General features: G+C 67.6%; 11 protein-coding genes. 5 read left to right on the top strand and 6 right to left on the bottom strand.

The features are described from left to right. Positions 1–9 precede the first annotated feature (9 nt). Positions 10–3,543, bottom strand: coding sequence for an ATP-binding protein (locus ACWPN3_RS13165; protein ID WP_492239617.1), 3,534 nt, complete (start codon positions 3,541–3,543; stop codon positions 10–12). A gap of 88 nt (positions 3,544–3,631) precedes the next feature. Between ACWPN3_RS13165 and ACWPN3_RS13170 the strand changes: the two genes are divergently transcribed. Next, positions 3,632–4,699 carry a transporter substrate-binding domain-containing protein gene (locus tag ACWPN3_RS13170; protein WP_492239616.1) on the top strand — a complete coding sequence of 356 codons (1,068 nt, stop codon included), beginning with the start codon at positions 3,632–3,634 and terminating at the stop codon, positions 4,697–4,699. 211 nt (positions 4,700–4,910) lie between these two features. Next, complete coding sequence (locus tag ACWPN3_RS13175) at positions 4,911–6,626, top strand: MFS transporter (RefSeq protein ID WP_492239615.1); 1,716 nt, start codon at positions 4,911–4,913, stop codon at positions 6,624–6,626. Between the two features lie 89 nt (positions 6,627–6,715). On the opposite strand, the gene ACWPN3_RS13180 is transcribed toward ACWPN3_RS13175, so the two are convergent. Continuing rightward, the gene (locus ACWPN3_RS13180; RefSeq protein ID WP_492239614.1) at positions 6,716–7,900 is read right to left on the bottom strand and encodes a calcium-binding protein; all 1,185 of its coding nucleotides are present in this window, start codon (positions 7,898–7,900) and stop codon (positions 6,716–6,718) included. A gap of 262 nt (positions 7,901–8,162) precedes the next feature. On the opposite strand from ACWPN3_RS13180, the gene ACWPN3_RS13185 reads away from it, so the two are divergent. From ACWPN3_RS13185 to ACWPN3_RS13195, 3 genes are all read left to right on the top strand, one after another. Then, the gene (locus ACWPN3_RS13185) at positions 8,163–11,681 is read left to right on the top strand and encodes a hybrid sensor histidine kinase/response regulator (RefSeq protein WP_492239613.1); all 3,519 of its coding nucleotides are present in this window, start codon (positions 8,163–8,165) and stop codon (positions 11,679–11,681) included. 278 nt (positions 11,682–11,959) lie between these two features. Beyond that, positions 11,960–12,799 (top strand): amino acid kinase family protein, encoded by an 840-nt coding sequence (locus ACWPN3_RS13190; protein WP_492239612.1) that lies wholly within the window; start codon positions 11,960–11,962, stop codon positions 12,797–12,799. Positions 12,800–12,810: 11 nt separating this feature from the next. After that, a complete protein-coding gene (locus ACWPN3_RS13195) occupies positions 12,811–13,644 on the top strand; it encodes an amino acid kinase family protein (protein ID WP_492239611.1) in 834 nt (277 codons plus the stop codon). Between the two features lie 91 nt (positions 13,645–13,735). Here ACWPN3_RS13195 and ACWPN3_RS13200 read toward each other — a convergent pair whose 3' ends face one another. The 4 genes from ACWPN3_RS13200 to gltA all read right to left on the bottom strand — a co-directional run bounded on the left by ACWPN3_RS13200 (position 13,736) and on the right by gltA (position 17,276). Next, positions 13,736–14,095: a DUF4406 domain-containing protein gene (locus tag ACWPN3_RS13200; RefSeq protein ID WP_109096263.1), complete on the bottom strand. Its 360-nt coding sequence runs from the start codon at positions 14,093–14,095 to the stop codon at positions 13,736–13,738. Positions 14,096–14,102: 7 nt separating this feature from the next. Continuing rightward, positions 14,103–14,753, bottom strand: coding sequence for a response regulator (locus ACWPN3_RS13205; RefSeq protein WP_109051712.1), 651 nt, complete (start codon positions 14,751–14,753; stop codon positions 14,103–14,105). Between the two features lie 131 nt (positions 14,754–14,884). Then, positions 14,885–15,898, bottom strand: a complete 1,014-nt coding sequence (locus ACWPN3_RS13210) for an NUDIX hydrolase (RefSeq protein WP_109096264.1) — start codon at positions 15,896–15,898, stop codon at positions 14,885–14,887. Positions 15,899–15,944: 46 nt separating this feature from the next. Continuing rightward, positions 15,945–17,276: a citrate synthase gene (gltA, locus tag ACWPN3_RS13215; RefSeq protein ID WP_492239610.1), complete on the bottom strand. Its 1,332-nt coding sequence runs from the start codon at positions 17,274–17,276 to the stop codon at positions 15,945–15,947. Between the last annotated feature and the right edge of the window lie 8 nt (positions 17,277–17,284).

Genomic DNA, 17,284 nt, shown 5'->3' on the forward strand with positions numbered 1-17,284 from the left:
ACCCCCGCCTCAAACCCCTTCCAGCACCCCGCGCACCGCGTCCATTGCGGCCAAGCCGCGGCTGAAGGCCGATTCCGCGGTTACGGCCAGGTCCTGCGCCTCCACCCGGCGGCCTTCGCGCATGCCGTCCTCCACCGCCCGCATCAGCCCGACGAAGGCGGTCAGGCCGAAATGGCTGGCGGCACCGGCAAGGCGGTGGGCGATGTCCTCGATTTCGTCGTCGGGGGTGTCGGCGGCGGTCAGGCGGGGCAGCCCCTCCTGGGCCGATTCCAGCAGTAGGCCGCGGATGGTGGCGAAGCGGGCGGGACCGAGGGAGCGGATGTAACGTTCCAGAATCTCCTCGTTCACATCGTCCTCGACCACCCGCGGGCGGGGCGATGCCTCCGCCAAGCTCATCCCAACCTGCTGCTCCTCCTCATCGTCGGCACGCGGGGCGACGGCGTTCGACAGCAGGTGCATAAGCCGCTCCGGGAAAATCGGCTTCTCGATCACCGCATCGATGCCGGCGGCGATATAGCGGGCGCGGTCGGCGGCGAAGACGTTGGCGGTCACCGCGACGATGGGCACCGCCGCACGGTCGGAATCCTCCAGGGCACGGATGCGGCGCGCCACCTCCGGCCCGTCGATGTCGGGAAGGCGGATGTCCAGCAGGATGGCGTCGAAACGCCGCCGGGTCGCCAGTTCCAGCGCGCTTTCGCCGGTTTCGGCAACGGTGATGCGGTGGCCAGCGTCGGACAGCAACCCCAGCGCCACCTCCCGGTTGATCGCGTCGTCCTCCACCAGCAGCAGGGCCAGCGACCGCACCCGGCTGATTGGCAGCAGCCGTCCGGGCCGCGCCGGCAGCGCCGGCTCCTCCACCCGCAGCAAGGGGATGGTGACGGTGAAGACGCTGCCCAGCCCCTCCACACTGTCGACACGGATGCTGCCCTGCATGGCGTCCAGCAGGTGGCGGACGATGGCGAGCCCCAGCCCGCTGCCGCCGAACCGCCGGGCGATGGTCGGATCGGCCTGCTCCAGCTTCTCGAAGATGGCGGCACGGCGGTCGGCCGGCACGCCGATCCCAGTGTCGCGCACGGCCAGACGCAGCATCTCTCCGGCACCGGAACGTTCCGGCCCCGGTTCGATGTCGACGCGCAGAACCACCCCGCCGCGCTCGGTGAACTTCACCGCATTGCCGACTAGGTTCACCAGGATCTGCCGCAACCGTTGACGGTCGACCACCACCAGTTGCGGAACCTCCGGCGCGATGTCGAGGTCGAGGTAGATCCCCTTCTCGTTCGCCAGTCCTTCCACAGTCGCAACGACTTCCTCCAGCACCGGCAGCAGGGCGCAGGGAGCCGGGTCGAGGTCCAGCTTGCCGTCCTCGATCTTGCGCAGGTCGAGGATGTCGTTGACCTGATCGAGCAGCCCATGGCCGCAGCGCATGATCGACATGGCATAGCGGCGCTCCCCGGCATGCAGCTGCCCGGTCAGCAGCAGCCGGCACAGCCCGAGGATGCCGTTCAGCGGCGTGCGCATCTCGTGGCTGACGGTGGCGAGGAACTCCGTCTTGGCGGCGTCGGCGCGCTCTGCCCGGTCCTTGGCCTGGCGCAGCTCCTCACGCGCCCGGCGCGACGCGGTGATGTCGTTGGCGACGCAGATGATGCGGCAGCGCCCGTCGCCCGACCATTCGAAGGGATGGCGCTGCAACGCGAAGACGGTGTTCTCGCCGTTGCGGGGAAGAACCAGTTCCTCCACCCCCAGCGAGCGCATGGATCCCGGATCGCCGCCGGCGAGCGCCCGCCCGGTCTCCGGACCCAGCACCTCGGCCAGCGTGCGGTCCTCGATGTCGGCGCGGCGGGTGCCGAAGCAATCCTCCGCCGCCCGGTTCCACAGCACGACACGGCCGCTGTCGCCGTCCAGCACATAGAGGACGCTCGGTACATTGTCGATCACCGCGTCCAGGAAGGCCTGGGTCCGGCGCAGCAGCTCCTCCGCCTCGCGGCGGCGGGTAATGTCGACGACCGAACTCAGAAGCACCTCCTCGCCCTGGAATTCAAAGGCGATGCCGGACAGCAGGCCCCACAGCCGACGGCCGGAGCGGGTCACCAGTTCGGTCTCCACATCCAGTGCCAGCCCGCTGGTGAAGACGTCGCGGACGAACTCGTCGCGCACCTGCGGGACGTACCAGACGCTGGCGGCGGGGCGGCCCAGCAACTCACCGGCCTCGTCCACCTCGAACAGGTCGGCGGCGCGGCGGTTGACGAAGCGGATCTGGCCATCGGCGCGGCCGGAGATCACCAGCGGGACCGGTGCGGCCTCCAGCACCGTGCGCAGCCACTGCTCGTTGCGGCGCAGCGCCTCGCTCTTGTCCTCCGTCTCCTGGATGTAGAAGCGCAGGGCGCGGGCAAGCTCACCGATCTCGTCGGCGCCGGTCACCGGCACTTCGGCCCGGCCACCGCCGGTGCGGTCGCGGATCGCCTCGCTGACCGCCCACAGCCGGGCCAGCACCTTGCGCCGCACATACAGCACCGACAGCACCATCCCCAGCACCACCACACCGACCGAGGCGAAGAACAGGCGGGTGTAGGTGGTCGACACCTCGATCACCTGCTGGCGGCTCTCTTCCGCCGCCTTGGTCTGCTCGACGAAGATGCCGGTGTTGAGGCCGGTGTTGACCAGCGACACCTGATTGGCGCGGTCGACCAGCCCGTTCAGCATCTCAGATGCCTGCAACTCCGCCTGCCGCTGGCGGAAGACGGAGCGGTCGCCCTCCACCACCGAGCGCATGCCCTCCGCCAGCCGGGCGAGCCGGTCCGCCACATTGTCGCCTGAGCCGTCCGCCGGACCGACCGGGGCGGACCCGTCCAGCGCCGACAGTTGCGCCACCGCGCTGTCGGCCAGCCGGGTGAGCGCGAAGCTGTTCTCCGCCTGATGGACCGAGGCGATCAGGAACAGCAACCGTTCCGCCATCGCCAGCCAGCGCTGTACGCCGGCATCGTCAACCCCGCGCAGGGCCGGTTCGGCCAGGGCATCGGCCATCCGCCGCACGTCGCGGTTGCGTTCGGCGAGGGCGCGGCGGGCGGTGATGCGGGCGGTCACGCCGCGGTCGATGGCGTCGCGCAGTCGCAGAATCTCGTCGCGTTGTACTTTCAGTCCGGTGATCCGCTGGGTCTGCCGGCCGTCGGAGGAGTCCATCTCCGCCAGCAGCCGGTCATAGCCGTCCAACTGGTCGGCCAACCCCTGCTTGATCGTTTCGCGTCCGAAATTTTCCTGCGACAGGGCCAATTGTTCCAGGGTCCGCATGATCCGCTGGTGCTGGCGCTCCAGCTTGGCGGAGGCGACGACCGCCGGGAACTGCTCGGATGTGACCTTGGTGATGCCGGCATGGAGCCCGTCGAAGGCGATGTAGGCGCCAAGCCCGATCAGGAAGGCGACCAGACCGTTGAAGGCGAGAGCGCCGAACAACCGCGCGCCGACACCGATCCTGACCACCCCGGCCTTCGCCGATCCCGAACCGCCCGATTTGGAACCGCTTGGCCCCGCCTTGCTGTCGCCCGCCATGCCCGTTCCCGCTTCCCTCGGCCGCGCATCGTTTGCGTGGCGGCGCCGGCAGCGTATCATAGCGCGGCCGTCGGATAAGGGGAGAAGGATGGGGTCGAAGCCTGTTGCCGCCACTGTCGGCCTGCTGCTGGCGCTGCAACCGCTGCTGTCCGCCGGAACCGCCGCGGCGCAGCCGGACGTCGCCGCACGCAACGGTGACCGCCCGGTCCTTGCCGAGATCGAACGGCGCGGGGTCGTGCGCTGCGGCGTGTCCTTCAATCCCGGCTTCGCCGCCAACGACGATGGCGGGCGCCCGGTCGGCTTCATGGTCGACCTGTGCCGGGCGCTGGCCGCAACGGTTCTGGGCAAGGCCGACGCCATAGAAATCCGCCGTCTGTCCAAGCCGCAGGAATTCGCCGCAGTGGCCACCGGCGAGGTCGACGTCTCCTTCGCCCAGACATCCTGGACGCTGACGCGCGACGCCACCTATGCCGTCGATTTCGGGCCGCCGATCTTCTACGACGTGCAGGGGATCGCCGCATGGCGGCTGCCGGACGGCCATTCGGCGCTGGACGGCGACCTCACGGTCTGCGTGCCGGCCGGAACCACCACCCAGGCCGAGCTTGAAACCCTGATCGGCGGCGGCAAGCGGCCCTGGAAGCTGCGCAGCTTTCCCGGCTGGCCCGACACGCTGGAAGCCTTCCTCAGCCGCGACTGCGCGGCGATCAGCGCCGACCGCGCGCTGCTGACCACGGCGCTGCACATGCTGGAAACGCCGCAGGACGCGGTGGAGATCGCCGACATCCCATCGTCCCCGGCCTCGCGCGAGCCGCTGGCCCCGCTGACGCCGAACAGCGACCGCAACTGGATGGCGGCGGTTCGCTGGACCATGTTCGCCCTGTTCCTGACCGACGATGCCGGGGTGTCCGGTGCCAACGCCAATTTCCAGCGCATCACCGGCACCAGCGAGATGCGCCGCCTGCTGTCCGGCATGCCGGAGGTCGCGGCGAAAGCGGGATTGCGGCCGGACTGGGCCTATCAGGCGGTGGTGCAGGTCGGCAATTACGGCGAGATCTTTGAACGCAATCTCGGGAGCCGCTCGCCCTTCAAGCTCGATCGCGGCCTGAACCGGCCCTGGACCCAAGGGGGGCTGCTCTACGCGCCCGTGTTCCAGTAAGCCCGGTATCCGTCCAAAAGATTAGCGTAACCCATTACCGTGCCCCCGATACCCCCGACCATGGTCGGGGGTGACGCGCACTGTTCGTGCACGCAACTATCAGTGACATAACAAAGGCGCGGGCTCGGTCATCAAATCACGCGACCGACAGGCCCCGCATGCCAGAAAACCGACCAAAGTTGTGGATTATTCACTTGGGAGGGTGAAGACCATGGCCTATGCGGCTTCGACATCGGACGCCGTCCGACCGATGACGGGCGAGGAGAAGAAAGTCATCTTCGCGTCCTCGCTCGGGACCGTCTTCGAGTGGTATGATTTCTATCTTTACGGATCGCTCAGCGCGGTGATCGCCGCGCAGTTCTTCTCCGGCGTCAACCCGACCGCAGGCTTCATCTTCGCGCTGATGGCGTTCGCCGCAGGCTTCGCGGTCCGTCCCTTCGGCGCCCTGGTCTTCGGCCGCCTCGGCGACATGATCGGCCGCAAATACACCTTCCTGGTCACCATCCTGATCATGGGCCTGTCGACCTTCATCGTCGGCATCCTGCCCAACTACGCCTCCATCGGCATCGCCGCCCCGATCATCCTGATCGGGCTGCGCCTGCTGCAGGGGCTGGCGCTCGGCGGCGAGTATGGCGGAGCCGCGACCTATGTCGCCGAGCATGCGCCGCACGGCCGCCGCGGCAACTACACTTCCTGGATCCAGACCACCGCGACGCTCGGCCTGTTCCTGTCGCTGCTCATCATCCTGGGCTGCCGCGTCGCCATGTCGCCGGAGGACTTCAATGCCTGGGGCTGGCGCATCCCGTTCCTGATCTCCATCGTGCTGCTCGGCATCTCGGTGTGGATCCGGCTGATGCTGAACGAGTTGCCCGCCTTCAAGAAGATGAAGGAGGAAGGCAAGCATTCCAAGGCGCCGCTGACCGAATCCTTCGGCGAGTGGAAGAACCTGAAGATCGTCCTGCTCGCCCTGTTCGGCCTCGTCGCCGGCCAAGCGGTGGTCTGGTACACCGGCCAGTTCTATGCCCTGTTCTTCCTGACCCAGACGCTGAAGGTCGATGCCCAGGCGGCCAACCTGATGATCGCGGCGGCCCTGCTGATCGGCACTCCCTTCTTCGTGATCTTCGGCACGCTGGCCGACCGGATCGGCCGCAAGCCGATCATCATGGCCGGGCTGCTTCTCGCCTGCCTGACCTATTTCCCGCTGTTCAAGGGCATCACCCACTACGCCAACCCGGCGCTCGAGGAGGCCATCGCCACCGCGCCGGTCGTGGTCCTCGCCGATCCCAACGAGTGCTCGTTCCAGTTCAACCCGGTCGGCACCAGCCAGTTCACCAGCTCCTGCGACATTGCCAAGAGCGCCCTGGTGAGGCGCGGCATTCCCTACACCAATGAGGTGGCGCCTGCCGGTACGGTGGCGTCGATCAAGGTCGGCAGCACGGTCATCCCGAGCTATACGGCCGTGCCGCAGGCCAACACCACCGTGTCGCTGAGCCACGGCCCGGCCACCGCCGCCACCCCGACCGACGCCAAGGCCGCCGGTGCCGCCTTCGACAAGGGTCTCGGCGATGCGCTGAAGACCGCCAACTATCCGGCCAAGGCCGATCCGGCCCGCATCGACACGGTGATGGTCATCGCCCTGCTGACGGTGCTGGTCCTCTACGTGACGATGGTCTACGGCCCGATCGCCGCGATGCTGGTGGAGATGTTCCCGACCCGCATCCGCTACACCTCGATGTCGCTGCCCTACCACATCGGCAACGGCTGGTTCGGCGGCTTCCTGCCGACCACCTCCTTCGCCATCGTGGCGGCCACCGGCGACATCTACTCCGGCCTCTGGTACCCGATCATCATCGCCGCGGCGACCCTGGTGATCGGCCTGCTGTTCGTCCGCGAAACCAAGGACGTGGACATCTACCAGCACGACTGACCGCGGCCGCATCGACGCCTGACAAGGAAAACGGGCGGAGGGGATGACCCTCCGCCCGTTTGCCGTTGAGAGCGCCTGCCCGCTCGCCGTCAGGCGATGGTCAGCGTCGCGTTGCGCTGGGCCGCGTCGTCCAGGGCGAAGGCAGCACCGGCGGCGGGGGCAAGCGGAGAGGCGACGCGGCCTTCCTCATAGCCCTCGGCGACATAGTGGGCGGTCGCCGCCTGCAGGTCGCTGCCGAAGGCCGCCTGCAGATCCGGGTAGCGCGCCAGATAGGACTGCGCGTCGAAGCCCAGGCTCCGCCCCTCGGTCCGGCCGATGGTGGCGTAATGCAGCGCCGCCGCCGTCGGGTCGTTGCCGAAGGCCTGGATCAGGTCGGGATTGGCGGCCAGATAGGATTCCGCATCGAAATCGAACCGGCGATTCTCGTTGCGGCCGGTCTCGATGTAATGGCGGGTGGCGTCGGCCGTGTTGGTGCCGAAGGCCGCGGCCAGATCGGGGTTGTCGGCCAGATAACCAGCGGCGTTGAAGGTCAGCGACCGCCCCTCGCTCCAGCCGAAGGAGCGGTAATGGTCGAAGGCGGCCTCGCTGTCCATCCCATAGGCGGCGGCAAGGTCCGGATTGGCGGCGAGATAGGACAGGCCATCGAACACCGGGGCCGAGGCGCCGGCCACCGTCTGGTCGGTGTACTGGATGAACTCGACGTTGGTCAGCCGGTCATAGCCGTTGGCGTCGATCACATAGATCTCGCCATTATATTTGACGGCACCGCTGTCGGCCAGCGAAGCGTGGCGGACGACCGTGTCGTTGCTGCCGTCACCGCCATCGATGACATTGACGCCGCTGCCGCCATCCAGCAGGTCGTCGCCCATGCCGCCCTTGATGGTGTCGTCGCCGGCATAGCCGCGCAGCGTGTCGTTCAGGTTCGACCCGGACAGGCTGTCATTGCTTCCCAGCAGGGCGGCGCGGATCGCCTCCGGGCTGGTGCCGGTGCTCGCCCAGTTCAGAGCCGTCGCCACCGGCAGGTTCAGATCCGACACCGCCACGTCGAGAACGCCATTGCTCGCGTTGGTGACGCTGGTGATGGTGCCCCCGGTCAGGGCCTTGGTGAGGGGATCGTAGGTGAAATTGCCGCGCAAATCGGTGAACCGGTTGCCGGGATAGGTGATGACGAGCTGGTCGGGCGTGGCACCGGTGATCGTGCCGCCCTGGATGTTCGTCACATCAAGCGCGTCGGTGTTGAGGCTGGACTGGGAACCGGCGCTGACCGAAACCATTCGGACTCTCCTTCACCTTTTCGTGTTCGACCAAAGGCTTTGCAGCCTTGCAGGAAGAACACCAAAGGAGAGGAAGTGTCCCGACGCGGCCGGGCGGGCGGTCGGGCGGCTCCCTTTGCTCCCCGCTCCACCGGCCGCATCCTTTTGCGTCCCGCCAAAAGTGGAAAGCGGATGCGGATTGCAAGCGCGGCGACAATGACGGGTTTGTGATAGGCTGTTGCCCGCAGGGAGCGAAAATCAAAAACCGGAGGCGCAAAGCCCCATGGAAAGCTGGTTCATCCTGGCCGCGTCGCTGGCCTATCTGCTGTCGCTGTTCGCCATCGCGTGGTACGGCGACCGGACCGGCACCCATGGCAGCGAGCGGCGCACACCCTGGCTCTATGCCCTGAGTTTCGGCGTCTATTGCACGTCCTGGACCTTCTACGGCGCGGTCGGGCGGGCGGCGACCGGCGGCTTCTACTTCCTGCCCATCTATATCGGACCCATCCTGATGATCGGGCTGGGCTGGCCGGTGCTGGCCCGCATCGTCCGGGTGGCGAAGTCGGAAAACGTCGTCTCGATCTCGGACTTCCTGTCGGCGCGCTATGGCAAGAGCCGCAGCCTCGCGGCACTCGTCACCGTCGCCGCGGTGATCGGGCTGCTGCCCTACATCGCCCTGCAATTGAAGGCGATCAGCGTCAGCTTCGAGATCCTGGCCGGGGCGTCGCTGGGCGCCGACCTCAGCCAGATGCCGGGCGGGACGGCGCTGATGGCGGCGCTGCTGATGGCGGCCTTCGCCATCCTGTTCGGCGTGCGCAGCGTGTCGGCCAACGAACATCACCGCGGCCTGATGATGGCAATCGCCGCGGAATCGGTGGTGAAGCTGGCCGCGGCGCTGGGCGTGGGCGGGGCCATCGCCTTTTCCGTCTTCGGCGACCCGGCGACCTTCTTCGATGCCGCCGTCCGCCACCCGGGCTTTCTGGAGCTGATCCGGATGGACAGCATCGGCACCGACTGGTGGGTGGCCTGCCTGCTGTCGGGGCTGGCGATCCTGTGCCTGCCGCGCCAGTTCCATGTGGCCGTGGTGGAAAACACCCATGGCGGCGACGTGCGGTCGTCGGCGAAGCTGTTCCCGGCCTACCTGGTCGCCATCAACATCTTCGTCCTGCCGGTGGCGCTGGCCGGGCTGATGCTGTTCCCGGACGGCACCACGAACGCCGACACCTTCATGGTGTCCATCCCCTTGAGCCAGGGCTGGCCGTGGCTGGCGCTTGCCGCCTTCATCGGCGGTCTGTCGGCCGCCACCAGCATGATCCTGGTGGAGATGGTGGCGCTCAGCACCATGATCTGCAACGACGTCGCCGTCCCGCTGCTGATGGCGCTGCGCCCGGACGACCGGCGGCTGCGCGACGATCCCGCGGGGATCCTGCTGCTGGTGCGGCGGTCGGCGGTGATCGTGCTGGTTCTGCTGTCCTACGGCTGCTACCGGCTGATCGGCCCGGCCTTTCCGCTGGCGACCATCGGGATGATGAGCTTCACCGCGGTGGCGCAGTTCGCCCCGGCCCTGCTGGGCGGGCTGATCTGGAGCCGCGCCAGCCGCAGCGGCGCCTTCGCCGGCATCTGCGCCGGATTCGTCGGCTGGGCCTACACCATGCTGCTGCCGTCCTTCGCCGATGCCGGATGGCTGGCCTCCAGCGCCTTGCGCGAGGGCCCCTTCGGCTTGACCGGCCTCAGCCCGGTGGCGCTCGCCGGCATCGCCGGCATCGACCCGCTGACCAACGCCGCCCTGTGGAGCCTGGGGCCGAACCTCCTGCTGTTCGTCGTGGTCTCGCTGCTGACCCGTCCGTCGACTCTGGAGCGCCAGCAGGCCGCCCGCTTCATGAGCCTGCGCCGCGCCTCCGATGGCGAGCCGCATGGGCCGCGCGGCGCCACGCTGGCCGACCTGCACGATCTGGCCCTGCGCTATGTCGGGCAGTCGCGCGCCGATGCCGCGTTCCGCCGCTTCACCGGCGTGGCCGACGGCGATTTGCGCACAGCACTGCTGATGCGCACCGATGGCGAGGCGATCCAACTGACCGAGCGTCTGCTCGCCGGCGCCGTCGGGTCGGCGTCGGCCCGCGTCGTGGTGGCTGGGCTGCTGTCCGACCGCCGGCTGTCGCGCACCGATGCGCGCTCGATCATCGACGAAGCCTCGCGCGCCATCCTGAAGCAGCACGAGCTGCTCCGCGCCACCGTGGAGAATGTGCCCCAGGGCATCGCCGTGTTCGACGAGGACTGGCGCGTCGCCACCTGGAACAACCAGTTCGTCGTCCTCCTGGAACTGCCGGACGGCTTCGTCCAGGTCGGCACCTCGTTGCAGGACATCGTCGGGCTGATCGCCCGGCGCGGTGAGTACGGCCGCAACGGCGAGATCGAGACCCTGCTGGAGCGCCGGTCCGATCCGCGCCGCCGCAACAGGCCCGATGTCTATGAGCGGGTGCGGCCCGACGGCACGGTGCTGGAGATCGCCACCAACCCGATGCCGGGGCAGAGGCCCGGCGGACGGCCCGGGGGCGGCGGCTTCGTCGCCGTCTACACCGACGTCACCGAACGCCACCGCGCCGCCGCCGCCCTGCGCGAAGCCAACGAAACGCTGGAACGCCGCATCGAGGAGCGCACCCACGCCCTGTCGGAAGCGAAGGCGGAGGCCGAGCGTGCCAACCGCGGCAAGACCCGCTTCCTGGCCGCCGCCAGCCACGACCTGTTGCAACCTCTGCACGCCGCCCGGCTGTTCCTGTCGGCCTTGTCCGAACGCAACGGCGACAGCGCCATCCGCCAGATCGACGCCTCGCTGCGGTCGGTGGAAACGATCCTGGGCGATCTGCTGGACGTGTCGAAGATCGACAGCGGCGTGGTGAAGCCGAACCCGGTGCCGATGCGGATCGAGGAACTGCTGAAGCCGTTGGGCGAGGAATTCACCGTGCTGGCCAGCCGCCACGGGCTGGGGCTGCGGGTGGTCGACTGCTCCGCCACCGTCCGCAGCGACCCGACGCTGTTGCGGCGCATCCTCCAAAATTATCTCGCCAACGCGGTGCGCTACACCCGCACCGGCCGCATCCTGCTGGGCTGCCGGCGGCGGGGGAGTTTCCTGTCCATTGAGGTGTGGGACACCGGGCCCGGCATCCCCGAACACAAGGTGCCGGAAATCTTCATGGAGTTCCGCCAGCTCGACAACGACAGCGACGATCGGGGCGACCGCGGCAAGGGGCTGGGGCTGGGCCTCGCCATCGTCGAGCGACTGGCCGGCATCCTCGGCCACACGGTGCAGGTACGCTCCAAGGTCGGGCGTGGCAGCGCCTTCTCCGTGCTGGTGCCGCTGACCGACGAGCCGGTGGCCGCCCGTGCCGTCGTGGTCCGCCCGCGCGGCCGCGACCTGCGCGGCGTGCTGGTCCTTTGCCTGGAAAACGAGCCGGCCATCGCCCGCGCCACCGAGGATCTGCTGTCCAGCTGGTCATGCCGCGTCGTCACCGCCGTCGCCCCCGACCTCGCGCTGGCGAAGCTGGAAGGGCGGACGCCCGACGTGATCCTGACCGACTACCATCTCGACCGCAGCCTGACCGGGGTGGAGGCTTTGCGGACCCTGCGCGCCTCGCTGGGCAGCGACATCCCCGCCGCCGTCGTCACCGCCGACCGCGACGCCGCCGTGCGCGAGGACATCGAGACGGCCGGATGCCGGCTGCTGTACAAGCCGGTGCGTCCGGGTGCGTTGCGGGCATTGCTGGGCCAGCTGCTCGCGGAAGGGCAGCGGATGGCGAGCGATTGACGCGCAGGAATTCAACCATAAGGAAAATCAGGTTATTGACGGTTCAGGCACGGAGCCATACGATTCCGGAGCACCGACCGTCACGGCCAGCCTTGGAGCTTCCGGTCAACGGACTCCACGATCCGAACAGGCCCCGTCAGGCAGGATGCGAATATTGGGAAGGCGCCTTGCGGCTTCGTCCGGAACCTTCGGGAGGACTCGGTTCCGCAAAAGGACGCAGTGGCGGTGCCGACGACATGCATTGACGTGCAATGACGGAACGAAAGGATTGCCCTTCCATGGTGAACCCCACGGCGGCAAACTCCACGACACATTCGACTGCGGAACTTGAGGCGCTGCTGATGCAGCGTCCGCTGACCGATTCCGAGCTTCAGGCGACAGCGGAAGCGGCGGCGGACTTCCGCATCCTCCCCGATGCCACGGTGATCAAGATCGGCGGACAGAGCGTCATCGACCGCGGTCGGGCGGCGGTCTACCCGCTGGTGGACGAGATCGCGGCGGCGCGCAAGGCCCACAAGCTGCTGATCGGTACCGGTGCCGGCACCCGCGCCCGGCATCTCTATTCCATCGCCGCCGGCCTCGGCCTGCCGGCAGGCGTGCTGTCGCAGCTCGGCGCCTCGGTCGCCGACCAGAACGCCGCCATGCTGGGGCAGCTCCTCGCCAAGCACGGCGTCTCTGCCGTTGACGGCGCCGGCCTGTCCGTGGTCCCGCTCTATCTGGCGGAGGTGAACGCGGTGGTCTTCAGCGGCATGCCACCCTACACGCTGTGGATGCGTCCTCCGGCCAACGGCGTCATCCCGCCCTACCGCACCGACGCCGGCTGCTTCCTGGTCGCCGAACAGTTCGGCTGCAAGCGGATGATCTATGTGAAGGACGAGAACGGGCTCTACACCGCCAACCCGAAGACATCCAAGGATGCGACCTTCATTCCGAAGATTTCGGTCGAGGAGATGAAGGCGAAGGGGCTTCAGGACTCGATCCTGGAGTTCCCGGTGCTCGACCTGCTGAAGGCCGCGCGCCATGTCCGCGAGGTGCAGATCGTCAATGGTCTGGTGCCCGGCAACCTGACCCGCGCACTCGCCGGCGAGCATGTCGGCACCATCATCACCGCGAGCTGAGGAGGCGGGACATGTCCGAGACCATCAACACCATCAAGCATGTGGCCTCGCCGCTCGCGCGGCAGACCCTGCTCAACGACGACCTGACCCGTCCGGTCGCCGGCGGGCGGCCGATTGCGCTGCTGCCCTGGTTGCATGTGGTGAAGATCGGCGGCCGGTCGATCATGGACCGCGGCCGCGACGCGATCCTGCCGGTCGTCGAGGAAATCCGCCGCATCCTGCCGGAACACCGCCTGCTGATCCTGACCGGTGCCGGCATCCGTGCCCGCCATCTCTACAGCGTCGGGCTCGATCTCGGCCTGCCGGTCGGCTCGCTGGCGCCGCTGGCGGCGAGCGAGGCCGGACAGAACGGCCATATCCTGGCCTCGCTGCTGGCACCGGACGGCGTCTCCTATGTGGAGCATCCGACCATCGCCAGCCAGTTGGCCGTCCATCTGTCGGCCGCCCGCGCGGTGGTGGGCAGTGCCTTCCCGCCCTATCATCATCACGAATTCCCGACCTCGCGCATTCCATCCCACCGGGCCGACACCGGGGCCTTCCTGCTGGCCGACGCGCTGGGGGCCGCCAGCCTGACCATCGTCGAGGATGTGGACGGCATTTACAGCACCGATCCCGACGGTGCGGACGGTGCAGTGGCCCGTCTATTGCCGGAGATCACGGCCGCCGATCTGGCTGCCCATGACGGTCCCCTGCCGGTGGACCGGGCATTCGTCGAGGTGCTGGCGAACGCCCGCCACATCACCCGCGTCCAGTTGGTGAACGGCCTGGTTCCGGGACGGCTGACCGCCGCACTGCGCGGCGAGCATGTCGGCACGATAATCCACACTGGCGCCCGCCGGGTTTGACGGCCAGGAATTGAAACCAGGGCAGCGGGCGTACCATCGACGATGCGGTGCGCCCGCCTCTAGTTCACCGGAGCACGACGGACAGGAATGGTTAGGGCATGGTTGCGTTGCCAACAGAGTTCAATGGAATGTCATCAAGGCTGCTGTAGACCGGAAGCCCCCGCCTCCGAAAACGCTGCACCTCGGCATCAGCCCCGGCCGATGGGCCACCGACCCGCAAGCATGCATCGCAACGCTCGGCCAAGGCCAATGACACTGGCATCATGATTTCGTCATAAGCCGTCTCTCCGGCAACGGCGATGATCGGCAAGGCGGCATTCACGCCAATTACTGGAATATGCCCCCGGCGAAAGACTTGAAGAGCCGCCTCATTCAGAACGGTAAGATTTGCAGCGCGCTTCAGGGTATCGGCACCGTCGGTACTGTACGGACCGGCAACCATGATCAGCATATTTTCCTCATTCCACCGGTGGCGGCGGTACGGCGGACAGCGCCAACTGGCTCGCCAGCACGGCGGCCTGGGTGCGGGTCAGCACGCCCAGCTTGCGCAGGATCGTGGTGACATGCGCCTTCACCGTCGTCTCGGCGACGTTCATCTCATAGGCGATCTGCTTGTTCAGCTTGCCTTCGGCAATGCCGGCCAGGACGCGGAGCTGCTGGGGCGTCAGGGTGGCGGCGCGCTGGGCCGGGTCGGGGGCTTCGGTTTCGGGGCCGCCGTTGATCTCCGGCAGCCACAGCTCGCCGTCCAGCACGGCGTGGATCGCCTCGACGATCTGGGTGTTCGGCGCCGACTTGGGCACGAAGCCGGAGGCGCCATAGTCGATGGAGCGTTGGATCGTCACCGGATCCTCCGATGCCGACACCACGATCACCGGGATCGCCGGATGTTCGGACCGCAGCATCATCAGGCCGATCAGGCCGCTCATGCCGGGCATGTGCAGATCCAGCAGGATGATGTCCGGCGGCTCCCCGGTGTCCAGCAGCGGCTTGATCTGTTCGAACCGCGACGCTTCCAGAATCACGGCGCCGGCAATCGCCTGACCAATGGTCTGGGTCAAGGCGGTACGCATCAGCGGGTGGTCGTCGGCAATCAGGATGCGGTGCGACATTGATTTTCCGAGAATGGAATTTCCGGACAAGGATGGTCCGGGTTTAAAACGGTTCCACCAGTATCCCCTTGCAGCCGCCCGTTGACAACTGCGCCCAATGCCGCGCGTCGACGTTTCCGGAGGATTTCCCCTCATCCGTCCGCGGACGGAATCGCACCGGCGCTGGTGCGTTCGTGGATGGCCTGACGGCGGAAGCGGTACAGCTCGGCCGGCCGGCCGCCGGTCTGGCTTTCATACTGGCCGGTGGGCTCCACGAAGCCGCCGCTGATCATCAGGCGGCGGAAATTCTGCTTGTGGACCCGCTCGCCCGACAGCGCCTCCACCACCAGCTGGAGCTGGTGCAGGGTGAAGGTCGGCGGCAGCAGCTCGAACACGATGGGGCGGTAGCGCAGCTTGCCGCGCAGCCGCTCCAGCGCGGTCGCCAGGATGCGCCGGCCATCGCGCGCCATCGGCCGGCCGAGCGCGCGCGGCATCGGCCCGCCGGTCGACACCGACGGGTCGACCCGGGCGGCGAGGTCGCGGTCGCGGAAGGACTCAACCACCAGCCCGGCCTCGTAGAGCAGTTCGAACCGCTCCAGCACGCGTTCCATGTCCCAGTCGGCACCGTCCAGGCCGAAGGCCATCTGGGCACGCTCGGCCCGGCGCAGCCGGGTCTCCTCGTCGGGCGCCGAGGCGATCCAGCCGCCGAGCGCCGGGGCGATGACTCCATCCAGCAGCGGCGGGCGCTGGTCGCGCCAGTCCTCCCATGGGAAATGGTCGTAGAGGTCGCGCCATTCGGCCGAGCCGCCGCCGCCCAGGGGGCCGTCCCTGACCAGCGCCAGATAGCCGACCACGACCGAGCGCGGACCGCCGAACAGCTCGTGCGGGTCGCGGTAACGGTCGCCGAAGGTGTAGAGCTGCTCGACATAACGGAGCGCCAGACCTGACAACCCCTCCGCCACCGCGCGGACGCCTTCCTGCAGAGTGCGGAAACGCTCAGGCTCGAAGGGCGCGCCGGGGAGAGCGTCGCGATGCGGCAACGGCTCGTCGCCGCGCCGGTGGTTGTCCGGCACGGTGAATCCGCTGCGCACCGTCACGACGCGCGGAGTCCCGCCGGTCACCGCCACGATGGCGACCGACAGGCCCAGTTGAAGCGATTGGGTCACGGTGCGCCCCTCTCCTTTCGACGAGGGGACGTCCGATGATGTGGGATCAACGCTTGTCCAAGGAGACGAAGGGACGGGCAGCGTGGCCGGTGAAGAGCTGGCGGGGACGGCCGATCTTCTGGGCCGGATCCTCGATCATCTCCTTCCACTGGCTGATCCAGCCGACGGTGCGGGCGAGAGCGAACAGCACGGTGAACATGCTGGTCGGGAAGCCCATCGCCTTCAGGATGATGCCCGAGTAGAAATCGACGTTCGGATAGAGCTTCTTCTCGATGAAGTATTCGTCCGACAGGGCGATCCTCTCCAGCTCCATCGCGATGGCCAGATGCGGCTCGTCCTTGATGCCCAGCCGGTCAAGAACCTGATAGCAGGTCTCGCGCATGATCTTGGCGCGCGGATCGTAGTTCTTGTAGACGCGGTGGCCGAAGCCCATCAGGCGGAAGCTGTCGTTCTTGTCCTTGGCGCGGCGGACGAACTCGGGGATGTTCTCCACCGAGCCGATCTGCTCCAGCATCTTCAGCACGGCCTCGTTGGCGCCGCCATGGGCCGGGCCCCACAGGGCCGCGATGCCCGACGCGATGCAGGCGAACGGGTTGGCGTGCGACGAGCCGGCCAAGCGGACGGTGGAGGTCGAGGCGTTCTGCTCGTGGTCGGCATGCAGGATGAAGATCTTGTCCATCGCTTCCGACAGGACCGGATCGACCTTCCATTCCTCGCACGGCGTGCCGAACGTCATGTAGAGGAAGTTCTCCGCGTAGGACAGGTCGTTGCGCGGATACATGAACGGCTCGCCGACCGTGTATTTGTGCGCCATCGCGGCCATGGTCGGCATCTTGGCGATCAGGCGGTGCGCGGCGATCTTGCGCTGCACCGGATCGAAGATGTCGGTGGAGTCGTGATAGAAGGCCGACAGGGCGCCGACGACGCCGCACATGATCGCCATCGGGTGGGCGTCGCGGCGGAAGCCGCTGTAGAACTTGGCCAATTGCTCGTGCACCATCGTGTGGTAGGTGATGGTGCGCTCGAAATCGGCCTTCTGCTGCGGGTCGGGCAGTTCGCCGTTCAGCAGCAGGTGGCAGACCTCAAGAAAATCGCAATTCTCGGCAAGGTCGGCGATGGCATAGCCGCGGTGCAGCAGGATGCCCTCGTCGCCATCGATGTAGGTGATGGCCGAATCGCAGGCGGCGGTGGAGGTGAAGCCGGGATCGTACGTGAAATAGCCGGTTTCGGCGTAGAGCTTGCGAATGTCGATCACGTTGGGACCGGTGGACCCGCCGAGCAGCGGCAGCTTCAAAGTCTTGCCGGTGGCGTCGTCGGTCAGCGTGACGGTGCCGACCTGGGTCACATCGCCATGCGGCGTGTGCTTGCTCGCTTCCATGACCTTTT

The sequence above is a fragment of the Azospirillum sp. UENF 111221 genome (assembly GCF_058780625.1).

Coding starts and splice junctions, on each gene's coding strand:
- ACWPN3_RS13190 (WP_492239612.1), top strand. CDS start 11,960: ATGGTGAACCCCACGGCGGCAAACTCCACGACACATTCGACTGCGGAA.
- ACWPN3_RS13205 (WP_109051712.1), bottom strand. CDS start 14,753: ATGTCGCACCGCATCCTGATTGCCGACGACCACCCGCTGATGCGTACC.
- ACWPN3_RS13195 (WP_492239611.1), top strand. CDS start 12,811: ATGTCCGAGACCATCAACACCATCAAGCATGTGGCCTCGCCGCTCGCG.
- ACWPN3_RS13185 (WP_492239613.1), top strand. CDS start 8,163: ATGGAAAGCTGGTTCATCCTGGCCGCGTCGCTGGCCTATCTGCTGTCG.
- ACWPN3_RS13175 (WP_492239615.1), top strand. CDS start 4,911: ATGGCCTATGCGGCTTCGACATCGGACGCCGTCCGACCGATGACGGGC.
- ACWPN3_RS13200 (WP_109096263.1), bottom strand. CDS start 14,095: ATGCTGATCATGGTTGCCGGTCCGTACAGTACCGACGGTGCCGATACC.
- gltA (WP_492239610.1), bottom strand. CDS start 17,276: ATGGAAGCGAGCAAGCACACGCCGCATGGCGATGTGACCCAGGTCGGC.
- ACWPN3_RS13165 (WP_492239617.1), bottom strand. CDS start 3,543: ATGGCGGGCGACAGCAAGGCGGGGCCAAGCGGTTCCAAATCGGGCGGT.
- ACWPN3_RS13180 (WP_492239614.1), bottom strand. CDS start 7,900: ATGGTTTCGGTCAGCGCCGGTTCCCAGTCCAGCCTCAACACCGACGCG.
- ACWPN3_RS13170 (WP_492239616.1), top strand. CDS start 3,632: ATGGGGTCGAAGCCTGTTGCCGCCACTGTCGGCCTGCTGCTGGCGCTG.